Origin of the sequence: Caulobacter sp. DWR3-1-2 (assembly GCF_049896225.1) — a bacterium.
Taxonomy (GTDB): Bacteria; Pseudomonadota; Alphaproteobacteria; order Caulobacterales; family Caulobacteraceae; genus Caulobacter.
Genome location: NZ_JAFCTW010000010.1, coordinates 16,214 through 29,309, shown reverse-complemented (window position 1 = coordinate 29,309; position 13,096 = coordinate 16,214). Strand labels below are relative to the sequence as shown.

Annotated in this window: 12 protein-coding genes; 3 read left to right on the top strand and 9 right to left on the bottom strand. The window is 65.9% G+C overall.

Annotation, left to right across the window (positions count from 1 at the left end; genetic code table 11):
- Nucleotides 1-90: 90 nt before the first annotated feature.
- From ACP696_RS14415 to lptF, 8 genes are all read right to left on the bottom strand, one after another.
- Nucleotides 91-1,089, bottom strand: a complete 999-nt coding sequence (locus ACP696_RS14415) for an SRPBCC family protein (protein WP_426011407.1) — start codon at nucleotides 1,087-1,089, stop codon at nucleotides 91-93.
- A gap of 64 nt (nucleotides 1,090-1,153) precedes the next feature.
- Nucleotides 1,154-1,675 (bottom strand): GbsR/MarR family transcriptional regulator, encoded by a 522-nt coding sequence (locus ACP696_RS14410; RefSeq protein WP_426011408.1) that lies wholly within the window; start codon nucleotides 1,673-1,675, stop codon nucleotides 1,154-1,156.
- Between the two features lie 131 nt (nucleotides 1,676-1,806).
- On the bottom strand, nucleotides 1,807-2,631 hold the full coding sequence (rsmA, locus tag ACP696_RS14405) for a 16S rRNA (adenine(1518)-N(6)/adenine(1519)-N(6))-dimethyltransferase RsmA (protein ID WP_426011409.1): 825 nt from the start codon (nucleotides 2,629-2,631) through the stop codon (nucleotides 1,807-1,809).
- Between the two features lie 12 nt (nucleotides 2,632-2,643).
- Entirely contained in the window at nucleotides 2,644-3,648 is a 1,005-nt protein-coding gene (gene pdxA, locus ACP696_RS14400) for a 4-hydroxythreonine-4-phosphate dehydrogenase PdxA (RefSeq protein WP_426011410.1), read from the bottom strand.
- Nucleotides 3,645-4,997: a peptidylprolyl isomerase gene (locus ACP696_RS14395; protein ID WP_426011411.1), complete on the bottom strand. Its 1,353-nt coding sequence runs from the start codon at nucleotides 4,995-4,997 to the stop codon at nucleotides 3,645-3,647. The genes pdxA and ACP696_RS14395 overlap by 4 nt, the downstream gene beginning before the upstream one ends.
- 84 nt (nucleotides 4,998-5,081) lie before the next feature.
- Nucleotides 5,082-7,520, bottom strand: a complete 2,439-nt coding sequence (locus ACP696_RS14390) for an LPS-assembly protein LptD (protein ID WP_426029611.1) — start codon at nucleotides 7,518-7,520, stop codon at nucleotides 5,082-5,084.
- 28 nt (nucleotides 7,521-7,548) lie between these two features.
- Nucleotides 7,549-8,655, bottom strand: coding sequence for an LPS export ABC transporter permease LptG (gene lptG, locus ACP696_RS14385; RefSeq protein WP_426011413.1), 1,107 nt, complete (start codon nucleotides 8,653-8,655; stop codon nucleotides 7,549-7,551).
- Nucleotides 8,652-9,788 (bottom strand): LPS export ABC transporter permease LptF, encoded by a 1,137-nt coding sequence (lptF, locus tag ACP696_RS14380; protein WP_426011414.1) that lies wholly within the window; start codon nucleotides 9,786-9,788, stop codon nucleotides 8,652-8,654. Before lptF ends, lptG begins: the two co-directional genes overlap by 4 nt.
- 240 nt (nucleotides 9,789-10,028) lie before the next feature.
- Here lptF and ACP696_RS14375 point away from each other — a divergent pair, with 240 nt between their 5' ends.
- Genes ACP696_RS14375 through ACP696_RS14365 form a run of 3 tightly spaced genes read left to right on the top strand, consistent with a single transcriptional unit; the run spans nucleotide 10,029 to nucleotide 12,305 of the window.
- The gene (locus ACP696_RS14375; protein WP_426011415.1) at nucleotides 10,029-11,510 is read left to right on the top strand and encodes a leucyl aminopeptidase; all 1,482 of its coding nucleotides are present in this window, start codon (nucleotides 10,029-10,031) and stop codon (nucleotides 11,508-11,510) included.
- A 4-nt stretch (nucleotides 11,511-11,514) separates the two neighbouring features.
- Nucleotides 11,515-11,976, top strand: coding sequence for a DNA polymerase III subunit chi (locus ACP696_RS14370; protein ID WP_426011416.1), 462 nt, complete (start codon nucleotides 11,515-11,517; stop codon nucleotides 11,974-11,976).
- Nucleotides 11,973-12,305: a peptidase inhibitor I78 gene (locus tag ACP696_RS14365; protein WP_426011417.1), complete on the top strand. Its 333-nt coding sequence runs from the start codon at nucleotides 11,973-11,975 to the stop codon at nucleotides 12,303-12,305. Before ACP696_RS14370 ends, ACP696_RS14365 begins: the two co-directional genes overlap by 4 nt.
- Nucleotides 12,306-12,419: 114 nt before the next feature.
- Here ACP696_RS14365 and ACP696_RS14360 read toward each other — a convergent pair whose 3' ends face one another.
- Nucleotides 12,420-13,070 (bottom strand): hypothetical protein, encoded by a 651-nt coding sequence (locus ACP696_RS14360; protein ID WP_426011418.1) that lies wholly within the window; start codon nucleotides 13,068-13,070, stop codon nucleotides 12,420-12,422.
- Nucleotides 13,071-13,096 lie beyond the last annotated feature (26 nt).

Below are 13,096 nucleotides of genomic sequence, written 5' to 3'. Positions count from 1 at the left end.
CGATTGTCATGGGCTGGCCGTCCGGCCTAGCGCGGAAACGGGACGCCCGCCTCTGACGGCGCTCGCAACTTGCGGTGCGACAAGCCAAATCTAACCAGCCCTCGCGGAGTCGCGCTCCGCGCGATCCTTGATGATGGTCAGCACGTTCTCTTCGACGTCCCCCATCAAGAATTCACCCCACAGCTTGGCGTACAGGTTGACGTGGGTCTTGGCGACGTAGCGGGTCGTCAAGGTAAGTCGCGTCGTGTTGGCCGAGACTGTCCGCAGGACATAATCGCCGGAGTCGATCTTCAGGAACTGGCCATCCGGCGCGATATGCTTGTCGGTGTAATCTTGGACCGTGCTGTTAGTGAAATTGAAACGCCACCCAAGCTTGCGACCCGGCTCCCAGGCGACAATGTGTTCCTGGAAGTTGACATGCTCGCCCCAGTAGGCTGTCCGGACCGCGCCCACGCCGGTCCCGACGACGACGGAATCCCGGGGGCGCGGCATGCCGATGATGTTGTGGGTTATCGTCCAGCGTCCCTCCTGCGCGCCAATGTCGCGACTGGAGACGGCATAGCGCCAGATCTCCTCCGGAGCCGCCTTCACCAGGACGCTGCGGGTGAGCGTGACCGTTTCGTGCGGAATGGGTATCTGCGCCTCCAGCAGCGCCGCGACCAGCGGGATGATCAGGAAGCTGGACTCCAGGGCGCGACCTCGACGCCCGCGCTGTGAGCGCATCGCAAACGCCCCGGCCCAGCCGCTGGCCAGCCAGACCGGCGACAGCATCACCAGGCAGATCACACCCTCGTGCAATAGGAAGATCGAGGCCAAGCAAACCATGGCGCAGAGCGCGAGCGGAACTTGCCAGTAGAAGTTCGATGACCGGGTCTGATCGGGATCGCCGATGTAGCAGATCAGGGCGCAGAGCAGGGCGGGCAGCAGAGCCAAAAACCAGAGACTGGCGAACCAGGCTGATCCGGAGCGCGAGGCCGAGAGCAAGAGGAAGGCGCTGAGCGCGAGAACGAGCGCCAGCGCGAAGCCGGAGAGAAGGCGACGATTCAGGCGTCCGCGGGCGTTCGTGGCCGATGGTGGCTGCTCAGTCATGACATCCTCGTTCATTCTTATCGGTTAGTTCTGTATCGAGAGAAATGTGCAGGCAAAACCATGATCAGGGTCTGCGGTCCTTGCCGCCGACGAATTTCAACAGGCCCACGACCTTGGACCCCATGCGGATCAACCGCATCAAGGTATCGGGCGGCACGTCGAGCATCTGCTGATACCAAGCGTCGACCGTGTTGACGAAAGCGTGCATCCGCTTCAGCCGCGCCTTGACCTCGGGGCTGATGCCGGAGCCCTGCGTGTCGACGCCAGCCACCGCTTCGTTGATCGCGGCCACCATCGGATCGATCTCACGAGCCTTGCGCCCTTGAGCGACCTTTGTGGCCATCTGCCAGAGGTCGGTTTCGGCCTGATAGTGGTCGCGTCGGTCTCCAAGGACCGGAACCCTGTGGATCAGTTTCCAGGCCAACAGTTCCTTGAGGCTGTTGGAGACGTTGGAGCGCGCAAGGCCCAGCGTTAGGGCGATTTCTTCGGCGGTCAGCGGGTTCTCGCTGAGAAAGAGCAAGGCCTGGATCTGGGCCACCGAGCGGTTCACGCCCCATTGCCCGCCCAAATCCCCCCAGCGGAGCACGATCTGCTCCACGGCGAGAGGAAGCGATCTGTCATTCATTTCTGTCATAACAGAATTAAGTGACGAGACGATCGAAGAGTCAAGAGCCTTGCGCCGCGATCCGCGCGGCCGCCGCCTTCCCGCGGGCCAGCTTATGAGCCCGCCACCACCACCCGCGCCAGCGCCTGAAACCCCTCGACCGGGATCGTCTCGGCCCGCGCGTCCGGATTGATCCCGGCTTTCTCGCACAGCGCCGCGCCGCCCAGGCCCTTGAGGCTGGAGCGCAGCATCTTGCGGCGTTGGCCGAAGGCGGCGGCGGTGACCTTCTCGAGGGCGGCGACCATGGCCTTGTCCGGCGCGGGCGTCAGCGGGACCAGCCTCACCACGGCCGAGGCCACCTTGGGCGGCGGGGTGAAGGCGCGGGCCGGCAGGTCCATGATGACCTTGGCGGTGCAGACGGTCTGGGAGACCACGGCCAGGCGGCCATAGGCGTCGTCGTCGACGGCGGCGGCGATGCGGTCGGCGACTTCCTTCTGGAACATCAGGGTCATCGACAGCGGGCGAAACGGGCCGGTCAGCCAGTTGATCAGCAGCGGCGTGCCAACATTATAGGGCAGGTTGCTGACCACATGGGCCGAACCGCCGGCGATGACGGCCATGTCGACCTTCAGGGCGTCTCCCTGGACGATCTCCAGCCGGCCGTCGGCGGCGACGGCTAGGTCTTCCAGAAGCGGGATGAAGCGCTTGTCCATTTCCACCGCGATCACCCGCGCGCCGGTTTCCAGCAAGGCGCGCGTCAGGCCGCCCGGACCGGGACCGACCTCGATCACCGTGTCGCCTTCGCCCACCCCGGCCAGGCGGGCGATCTTGCGGGTGATGTTGAGGTCCAGCAGGAAGTGCTGGCCAAAGCTCTTGTTGGCCAACAGGTCATGCTCGGCGAGGACCTCGCGGAGCGGCGGCAGATCGGCGAGGGACATGGTCTTGGGAACTCAGGCGGCGGCGCGGCGGGCGGCGATCTCGGCGGCCAGGCGAATGGCGGCGATCAGGCTGTCGGCCCGGGCCAGGCCCCGACCGGCGATGTCGAAACCCGTACCATGGTCGGGCGAGGTGCGCACGATCGGCAGGCCCAGGGTGATGTTCACGCCGGCCCAGAAGTCGAGCATCTTGACCGGGATCAGGGCCTGGTCGTGATACATGCACAACACTGCGTCGTAGGTCGCGCGGGCCTCGGCGTGGAACAGGCTGTCGGCCGGGGCCGGTCCTCTGACGTCGATGCCCAGTTCGCGCAGCACGCGGACCGCCGGTTCGATGACCGCGGCCTCCTCGCCGCCCAAGGCGCCGCCTTCGCCCGCGTGAGGGTTCAGGGCCGCGACGGCAAGGCGCGGCGCCTGGATACCGAAATCCTTGCGCAAGGCCGCGACGGTGACCACGGCGGCGTTGACGATCAACTCGACAGTCAGCGCGGCGGGCACCGCAGACAGCGGCTTGTGGATGGTCACCAGAGTGGCGCGCAGGTCGCGGACGGCCAGCATCATGATCGGCCCGTGCGGCGGCTTCTGCTCGCCGACATGGGTCAGCTCGGCGAGGAATTCAGTGTGGCCCGGAAAGGCGAAGCCGGCGTCATAGAGCGGCGCCTTGGCGATCGGCGCGGTCACCAGGCCCGTTACCGCGCCCGACAGGGCCAAGCCGGCGCCGGTCTCGATCCAGCGGATGACCTGGGCGGCATGGGCGCTGGAGGGCTTGCCCGAGACCACGGGCGCCTGGAGCGGAATGTCGAGGACGGGAAGGGCCTGGGCGAACACCCGGACCGCCTCGGCGGGTCCGGTCACCGCACGGACCTTGACCCCGCCGCCGGCCGAGGCCAGCAGTTGAGCATCACCCACCACCATGAACGGCGGTCCATCCTGGCGCAGCGCCGCCCAGGCCTTGGCGATGATTTCCGGGCCGATGCCGGCCGGATCGCCTGCGCTCAGGGCGAGGGCGGCCGTCTTCACCGGGTCTCGATGGTGGCCTGATTGCGCAGGTCGCGCAGATAACGTTTGGAGATCAGCGCAAGCTGCTGACCGCGCAGACGATTTTCGATCTGATCGTGGGTCGGGGCCTGGGCGCCCGACTGGCGCTTGCCGCACACCGCGATCAGGTGCAGGCCGGCGTCGGTGCGGATCGGATCGGACAGTTGGCCAACCTTGAGCGTGGTGGCGGCCTGCTGGAAGGCGGGGGCCAGGTCGGCGATCTCGGCTTCGCCCAGGTCGCCGGCCACGACGCCCTCGACCTTGCCGGCCGTGGCTTCCAGGGTCTGGCAATTGGCGATCTGCGGCTTCAAGGCCATCAGGGTCCGGTTGGCGGCGTCGATCTGGTCCTGGGTGGCGTCCTTGGCCAGCGGAACGGCGATCTGCTTGAGATCGACCAGGGCCGCCTTCGCGCCCGAGCGCTTCTCACGCAGATAAATGATGTAGACGCCATCGCGCACCGGGATCGGGGCCGACATCTGACCGGGACGCAGCTGCTCGAGCGCGGCGTCGACCTCGGGCGGCATCTCGCCCGGGCTGATCCAGCCAGCGTCGCCGCCATTGGCCGCGGTCGGCGAGGCCGAGAACTGGCGGGCTACGGCCGGGAAAGGCGCGCCCTGCTGCATCTGGGTGACCAGTTGCTTGGCGCCGTTCTGCGCCGTCTCCATGCCGCCGACCCGGACGGCGTCGATGAACACTTCACTGACCTGATATTGTGGCTTGCTGGCGGCCTCGGCCTGACGGCGCTCGAAGGCCTTGATCTGGCCGTCGCCGATCCGCAGGCGCGAGCCGTAGCGACCGCTGATCCAGGCCTGCCAGCTGCTGTCAGCGCGGATCTGGGCTTTCCAGGTCTCCACGCCGACGCCCTGAGCCGCCAACTGCTGGGCCAGTTGGGCCCCGGTCATGTTGTTGCCCTTGGCGATGTCCTCGATCTGCTCGTCGACTTCCTTGTCGGTCGATATGATCGTGATCTTCTGCGCCTTCTCGACCCGATGCAGTTCCTGCATCTGGACGTGTTCGTCGATCAGGGAGCGCAAGGCTTCCTGCTCGAGTTGGGGCAGATTCTCCTGGGTCGGCTGCAGGCCCGAGGTCACCATCAGCAGACGCATGCGCTGCATCAGGTCGTAGCTGGAGACGATGTCGTCATTGACGACCGCCGCCACGCTCTCCGACAGCGGATTGACGGGCGGCGCGGGCGCGGCTTGAGTCGCAGGAGCCTGGACTGCGGGCACGGCGTCTTGCGCCAGGGCCGGCAGGCCGAGGCTCGCCACGGTCAAGGCGAGGATGGAAGCGGTGCAGACCGCCAGTTTCGTCACGCTACGCGCAGACCGCATCGGTATTGTCGTTCCTCTAGACGCGTCCAAAGGAAGGCGCGCGTTTTACCGCGCGTCCCCCGACGCGATGACGTTTAATTGGCTTTACCTTGTGTCGCCCAATGTGGCGAGCGTTAGGCGCAGCATGACGGATTCATCCGACTTCAGGCGCAGGCCCGTGGCCGTCTGAGTGTAGCGATCTTCGTTCTGATAGATCACATCGATACGGATGCAATCGTCTTTGTAGTAGACGCCCAGGTCGCGGCGGGTCCAAGACCACTGGCTTTCAGACTCGGGCTGACCAAAAGCGCGTGCGTCCTGATAAGACAGACGGCCCAGGGCTGTCACGCCCCAGTTCTTCCAAACTGTATAGTCAATATTGAAGTCCAGGTTCTCTTGGCGCAGGCCCGAGGTATCCCTGTTGTCACGCAGATAGCGGAGTGACGTGTAGCCACGCGCCGATGATGCGTCGATGCCGCCCTCGATGCGGTTGAGCTTTCCGGTGTCGTTGTCGAAGCGCGCGCGGCTGAAGGCCGTCACGCCCCGGATCGGCGTTATGCTGCCCGCGACGATCCAATCGGAGGCCTTCTGATCGAGCCCGGCGCGGGTAGGCAGCAGGGGATCGACCTTCGTCCGCAGGCTGCGACCGATCAGCAGATTGCCGCTGCGGCCGTCGGCGAGATCAACCGTGGCCCGGCCGCCAATGTTCATCCGCTTGCCGCCTTCATAGAGGTCGAAACCCGGCGACTTGTTGACGTCGAACAGGTTGGTCTCGTCGAGCTCGAAGTTGGTGCTGTCCTCGTTGAAATAGATCGGCGCACCCAAGGCGTCGCGAGCAACCACGATGGGAACCCGTGAGCTGTTGGATCCCGCAGCGAACTGAACCAGGGGTTCGAGGACTATGCTGCCGCCGCCTTTCAGGCTGCGGTACAACGGGAGACTCAGATCCAGGCCCGCCACGCCAAGGGCGCGGCGATAGTTGATGCTTGAAATGTCGCCGGCGACAAGCGCCGCGCTCGGCAGAAAGACGTCGCTGACCCGGTAGGCGTCGCCTCGCGCCTGGGCGAACGGCTGGATGCGCACGCCGGGGCCCGTCACAATGCTGGCCCGCCAGTCGCCTTGGAAAGAGCCGCGGATGCTATCTACGCCGTCTTGGCCTTTATAATCATTGCCGGGGGCGATGAAATTATAGGGCGGTTCGCCGAATTGCGACTCCGAGCGGGTCAGGGCCACGCCCGAGCCCTGCACCCGCAGGCGCCCGCCCAGGACGTGTGATTCAGGCTCCCAACGCCCCTCGATCAAGGGCCCGATCGTCGGGAAGGCTCCGCTGTTTTCGAACTTGTTGCCCAGACCTGTCGAAGGGTCCAGACCGCCCACGCGGAGGCCCTGCATCGAGATCACCGATGCGGAGAAATAGGACCGCTTGTCCTGGCGCTTCGTGTAAAGTTGCGACATCAGGCGATGGTCGTCGCCGGTGAACATGCCGCGCTGCTGGTAGACGTCGTTGACGTCGTAATCGTCGAAGATCAGCGGATCTGACGCCCGTTCGGCCGTGAAACCCCACTTCCACTTTTCGTCGACGTCGAACTGGCCCTTGGCCAGGATGTAGCTTTTGGCGGTCGCTTCGCCGAAGCGGTGGCCGTGATTGTCGAAGTCCTTTTCGTAGGTCCCACCGGCCCGAACCTCGACCGCGCCGGAATAGAAGCGCTTGCGATAATTCAGGTTCACGAAAGGGTTGATTTTCCCATTGATCTGAGGACTTACGATCAGATCCTGAGACGGCGACAGCACCAGGAGATAGGGCTGGGTATACGAAACGCCGCGCCGCTTGGAGACCCCGATCTTGGGCGTCAGAAAGCCCGAGCTACGCTCGGTCTGAGGATCGGGATGCCAGAACACCGGCAGGTACATGAGCGGTGCGCCGAACACCCGGATGGTCGCGCCATGATAATAGACCAGATGGCGGTTCTTATCCTGCACAACCTTGTCGGCCTCTATGCTCCAGGTAGGCTTCGGCTTGGCCGCGCATATCTCGCACGGGGTATAGATCGCCTTGTTGAGCTCGGTGATCTGCTCATTGCGACGAATGGCGGTGTCGGCGGCGATCTTGATGTTCTTGTCCAGGCGAGCCGAGAAGCCTTGGGCGAAGCCGGCCTTCAGTTCCTTGTCCATCGTCATGTCGTCGGCGAACTGGGCCGTGCCGTCGGCATTGATCAGAGTGACGTGGCCGTGGGCGGTCACCACCTCGGACTTGGTGTCGTAGACCACCTCGTCGGCGCGCAGCGTGCGGCCCTGGTAGCGCGCCTCGACGTCGCCCTTGGCGATCATCTTCTGATTGACGTCGTCGCGGATCAGGAGGTCGGACTCCAGATAGTAGCCGCCGTCCCCCAGGCCGTCGTCAACGGCTGGCGACGGCGCGGGCGCGGCGGGAATCGTGGCGAACGATTGCTGCGCGAACGCCGCGCCGGACAGCACCAGCCATGCGGCGCCAGCCAGCAGGACCGCGCGGCCCTTCTCGTTCGCCCCCCAGCGAAGCTCCATCATCAACGACCTCGATCCCGGTGACACAGACTCAACCATCCTCGGTATAGCAAAGCAGCGTCAAACCCGCCAAAAACGCGACCAAGGGCGGCGTCCAGGCGGCCATGGCGGGCGTCAACACAGCCGCCTTGCCCAAAGCGCCGCATAACTCGTTAAAGAAGAAGAAACCAAACCCCAAGGTCACGCCAGCGCCGGCCAGGCCCGCGAGACCACCCAGCCGCATCAACCGCAGCGAAAACGCGGCCGCCAGCACCGACATCGCCACGAACAGCAGCGGCGTGGCCAGCACCTGATGCAGGCGCAGGCGCAGCGAGACCGACGAGAAGCCGGCCGCATCGGTGCGCCTGATGGTCTCGGGCAGGCGCCATATGGCGATCGCCTGGGGGTTGTTGAACCGCTCGGAGGCCGAGCGGTCGTCGAGGTTCGACGGCACGGTCTGGCTGTCGGAACGGATAGCCCCCGTACCCGGCGCGGCCTCGCGCACGCCCGTCAGCTGCCAAAAACCGGGCTCGAGCTTGGCCTCTGCCGCTTCCATGCGCCGCGAGAACTGCAGACTGCCATTGGGCGCGATCTTGTAGATGAAGAACGACACGCCGCGCAGGCGCACGGCGCCGTCTGCGGCTTGGTCGCGGGCCCTGGCGCGTATGACGATCTGGGTCTTGTCGTCACCCTGACGAAGCCACAGCCCCTTGGGCGCTGACTTCAGGTAGTTTTCCATCATCGCGTTGCGCGAGGTTTCGAATTGCGCGCTCATCGCCGAGGTCAGCGGATTGAGCAGGGTGACGGTCAGCAGGCCCATCACGAAGGCGGCGACGGCGGCGGGCATGATGAACCGCCAGGCCGAGACCCCCGCCGCGCGCATGGCGATCAACTCGCTGCGCCGGTTCAGGCCGACGAAGGCCGACAGCGTGCCAAACAGGAAGATGAACGGCGTCAACACCAGGATCGTCGCCGGGGCCTGCAGAACCGTCAGGAAAAGAAGCTGGACAAAACTGACATCGGCCCGGCTGCCGACGTTCTTGGAGATATCGACGAAGGCGATCAGCATCACCAGCGTGCCGACCACCGCCAGCGCGCCGGCCAGGGCGCCCAGGGTCTTTTTGAGCACATAGCGCTCGATGATCCCGACGCCGATCATCGCGCCCCCAAGGGTGTCATGAGGTCATGATGGCCGATGGCGATATAGCGATTGACCTTTTGGCGGAAAATTTGGGCCAATCCCCACCAGATGGCGCCCAGCGGCACGGCGTATTGCAGCAGATTGAGCCAGACGTCGTTGTCGCAGGCGGCCTTGACGCCAAAGCCCAGGATCTGGACCACGGCCGCCGCAGCGCCGACTGCGGCGATCCGCTTGCCATAGCCCATCCGGCTGAACGGCCCGCCGATCACCGCCGCCAGGGCCATGGACATCATGGCGAGGTTGTAGAGCGGGCTGGCCAGCCGCCAGTGGCCTTCCGACAGCAGCTTCACGCGGTTGTGCTGTTCCCACTCCTGGGTCAGGTCGGGGAAGAACAGCTCGTGCGGATAGCGGTCGCCGATCTTGTAGTGCAGCAGCTCGTCGCTCTGGAACAGCGCGCTGAGGTCAAAGGTGTATTCGTCCCAGGACAGGTATTGCAGCACGCCGGCGCTGGAGAATTCCTGATTGGAGCCCTTGCGCAGGATCAGCACCGGCAAGCCCTTGCGCTGGACGATCACGCCTTCGCGGGCCGTGTAGGTGATCGCGCCGCCGTTGGCCTTTTCCTGGTGGATGAACAGGTTGTGGATGACCTCGTCGCGGTCGATCGTCTGGGCGTAGACAGTCAAGCCGGGACCGGGCTCGGTGAACTCGCCCGGACGGACCAAGGTCGAGGCGAGATCGGACTTGATGTCGAAGAAGGTCTCGCGAATCGCCCGTGAGCTCCAGGGCGCGACCCATAGGCTCATGCCCAGCGAGATCAGGGTGGCCACTACGGCCAGGCGGACCGCCGGCGAAATCACCCGCCAGCGACTCATGCCGCCCGCGAAGCAGACGACGATTTCCTGCTCGGTGTGCAGCCGGTTCAGCGCCACCAGGGTGGCCACGAACAGCGCGATCGGCAGGATCATGCCCAGCAGCTGGGGCAGGGCCAGGGCGATGATCTTGAAGAACACCATCGCCGTCTGGCGCTGTTCGATCAGCACGTCGAATTCCGACAGGCTGCGGGCCAGCAAGGCGAGCGCGATCAAGGCCAACGTCGCCAGTAGCGTCGGACCGAGGAACTGGCGGAAAAGATAGCGTTCGATCAGGCGCATCGACGACGGATAACGGGGAAAGCGGAGTCGCGCGGCGAACCCCCGGAAGGGCTTCCTTCTACACGGCGTGTTCGCATGCGCACAACCGCTCAAGTCAGGCCGCAAAGTGGCCATCCCCAACATTGGGGGGAGAGCCTCGCCGCCGACCTCGTCGATTGGTCCTTTTCTTCGTGTCTGGTTTGCGCCAATCCAACGGGTGGAAGGTCCTCCAAGGGCTCCACAGGTTTGCAGGAGCGCGTCATGCGTATCGAGTTCGTCCCCGCCGACACCCTGGCCGGCGCCAACGCCGCCCTCGCGGTCCTGGCCTATGAGGCCGCCGCCCTGTCGCCCGAGGCCAAGGCCGTCAACGAGGCCAGCCACGGCGCCCTGGCGCGCGCCGTGGCCGGCGGCCGGTTCACCGGCGCCAAGGGCCAGAGCCTCGACCTCGTCGCGCCCGCCGGCCTGGAGGCCGCGCGCGTTGTGTTGATCGGCGTCGACGGCGACGGCGCGGTCGAGCCGGAGACGATCGAACTCGCCGCCGCCCATGCCTTCAAGGCCGTGGCGACCTCGGGAGTCACTGAACTGGTCTTGAAGCTGGGCAACGACGCCGAGACCGCCGCCCGCGCCGCCTTCGGCGTCAAGCTGGCGGCCTACCGGTTCGACAGATACCGCACCACCGAGAAGGCCGAGAAGAAGCCCTCGGTGACCGTGGTCAAGATCGCCGCCGCCGACCCCGCCAAGGCTCAGAAGGCCTTCGTCGCTCTGGAAGCCGTGGCCGACGGCATACTGTTCGCGCGCGACCTGGTGTCCGAGCCGGCCAATATCCTGCATCCCGAGGAATTCGCGGCCCGCGTCAAGGGTCTCGAGCGACTGGGCCTGGAGGTCGAGATCCTCGGCGAGGCGCAGATGGCCGAGCTGGGCATGGGATCCTTGCTCGGCGTCGGCCAGGGCAGCGTCCGCGAGAGCCAGCTGGCGGTGATCAAGTGGTACGGCGCGGCCGACAAGTCGGCCCAGCCCATCGCCTTCGTCGGCAAGGGCGTCTGTTTCGACACCGGCGGCATCTCGATCAAGGGCGCCGAGGGCATGGAGGACATGAAGTGGGACATGGGCGGCGCCGCTGCGGTGTCCGGCCTCATGCACGCCTTGGCCGGCCGCAAGGCCAGGGTCAACGCCATTGGCATACTGGGCCTGGTCGAGAACATGCCCGACGGCAACGCCCAGCGTCCTGGCGATGTGGTCACCTCGATGAGCGGCCAGACGATCGAGGTCATCAATACCGACGCCGAGGGCCGCCTCGTGCTGGCCGACGCGCTCTGGTACTGCCAGGAGCGCTTCAAGCCAAAGTTCATGATCGACCTGGCCACCCTGACCGGGGCGATCATCATTTCTCTGGGTCATGACTTGGGCGGTTTGTTCAGCAATAACGACGGCTTGTCGGAAAAACTTCTGGCCGCCGGCAAGGCCGAGCGCGAGCCGCTGTGGCGCATGCCGATGCCCGCCGCCTATGAGAAGCAGATCGAGAGCCCGATCGCCGACCTGAAGAACATCGGGGGACGCCCGGCCGGTTCCATAACCGCGGCCCTGTTCCTGCAGAAGTTCGTCAACGGTGTGCCGTGGGCGCATCTGGACATCGCCTCGGTGGCCTGGCGCAAGCCCTCGACCGATCCGACCGTGCCGGACGGCGCCGTCGGCTTCGGCGTTCGGCTGCTGAACCGGCTGGTCGCGGACGCCTACGAGGCCTAGCCCCTTGACCGCCGCGCCCTGCGACATCTGGTTCTACCACCTGGAGCGCACCGCGACGGAGCAGGTGCTGCCCGAGCTGCTGGAAAAGACCCTGGGGCGCGGCTGGCGGGCGCTGGTGCGCGGTGGCGATCCGGCGCGGTTGCGGGCGCTGGACGCTCACCTGTGGACCTTCAGGGACGACAGCTTCCTGCCCCACGGGCTGGACGACGAGCCGATGGCCGACCGCCAGCCGGTGCTGCTGACCGACAAGCTCGACAACCCGAACGGTGGTCAGGCGTTGTTCCTGCTCGACGGCGCCGAGCCAGGCGATCTGACGGGGTTCGAGCGGTGTATCCTGCTATTCGACGGCCGCGACGAGGAAGCCCTGCGTTTGGCGCGGGGTCGATGGAAAGCTTTCAAGGGCGCGGGCCACCCCGTGTCCTACTGGCGCCAAGGCGCCGAACGGGGATGGGAGAAACAGGCATGAAGCGTTTCCTGCTGGCGGGCGCCGTCTTGGTGCTGGCCTCGTGCTCCAGCGCGCCCGAACCTGCGCCGATGCCGCCGCCGTCTACGCCGACCGCCCCGCCGGCCATCGCCTTGCCCGCGGGCCCGACGGCCGAGAAGGACCAGTGCGGCGTCAAGGAGGCCCAGGCCTTCGTTGGCAAGAACCGCACGTCGCTGCCCGCGCCGGTCGATCCCTCGCGCTGGCGCGTGGCCTGCACCACCTGCCCAGTGACCATGGACTACCGCGCCGACCGGCTGAACATCCTGTTCAATCCCGACACCGGCGTGGTGCAGCAGGTGAAGTGCGGCTAGAGCGTTTCCCGACCTGACTGCGTCAGGCCGTGAGCTCTAATCTTTTGTTTTGGCGCATTTTTCTTCACGCGAACCGGAACCACTTCGCTCGAAAAATGCTCTAGGCCGCGCCGTCTAGTGATGATGGGCGGCGGCGACGTCCAATTCCCGCAACCGCCGCCGCCAACGGGGGTCGCGCTCTTCCGTCAAGCCGAAAATCTGCAGGAACCCGACCACCGCCATCGGCGGTGGCGGAGCGCGGGGCGCGGCTAGCACGGCCAGCGGCGCGGGCGGCGCCGTGGCCTGAACCATCAGCGGCGCCACCATCCAGCGCTCTGGCCAGGCCATGACTTCAACGCCGGGATGAGCGCGCAGGTGAGGACAGTGCTCCAGCGAGCGCTTGACGCAGGCGTCGTGCAGCGGGGCAATCGAGCCGGCGTCGATCATGATCTGATCGTTGGGCAGGGCGGCCGGCAAGGCCCCGTCCAGACCCTTGGCGCGCAGCAGGCCGGCAGGGACCCGCTTGGCGATCTGGGTCCAGCGGTCGCCGGACGCCGTGGGCTGGCCACACATCGGGCACAGCATCTTGGCGACCGTCTCGCGCTGGCGGCGAAAGTGGTTCATCGAATATTGCGGTCGGCCCAGGCCGGGCCGCTCGGCCTGGCAAATGGCCAGGCGGCCGCCGATGCTGGGGCAGGGGCGAACGCCCAGGTCTTCCTCGTCGCTCCAACTGGTCACCCAAGGCACATCGACCCCGACCTTCAACCTGGATTCTTGAGCGGGCATGGAGCGTCTCGTCACGAACGGTCCAG

Excerpts from the sequence above, each read along its gene's own strand:
- ACP696_RS14360 (WP_426011418.1), bottom strand. The coding sequence starts at position 13,070 with ATGCCCGCTCAAGAATCCAGGTTGAAGGTCGGGGTCGATGTGCCTTGG.
- ACP696_RS14395 (WP_426011411.1), bottom strand. The coding sequence starts at position 4,997 with ATGCGGTCTGCGCGTAGCGTGACGAAACTGGCGGTCTGCACCGCTTCC.
- rsmA (WP_426011409.1), bottom strand. The coding sequence starts at position 2,631 with ATGTCCCTCGCCGATCTGCCGCCGCTCCGCGAGGTCCTCGCCGAGCAT.
- ACP696_RS14375 (WP_426011415.1), top strand. The coding sequence starts at position 10,029 with ATGCGTATCGAGTTCGTCCCCGCCGACACCCTGGCCGGCGCCAACGCC.
- lptG (WP_426011413.1), bottom strand. The coding sequence starts at position 8,655 with ATGATCGGCGTCGGGATCATCGAGCGCTATGTGCTCAAAAAGACCCTG.
- lptF (WP_426011414.1), bottom strand. The coding sequence starts at position 9,788 with ATGCGCCTGATCGAACGCTATCTTTTCCGCCAGTTCCTCGGTCCGACG.
- ACP696_RS14415 (WP_426011407.1), bottom strand. The coding sequence starts at position 1,089 with ATGACTGAGCAGCCACCATCGGCCACGAACGCCCGCGGACGCCTGAAT.
- ACP696_RS14390 (WP_426029611.1), bottom strand. The coding sequence starts at position 7,520 with ATGATGGAGCTTCGCTGGGGGGCGAACGAGAAGGGCCGCGCGGTCCTG.
- ACP696_RS14365 (WP_426011417.1), top strand. The coding sequence starts at position 11,973 with ATGAAGCGTTTCCTGCTGGCGGGCGCCGTCTTGGTGCTGGCCTCGTGC.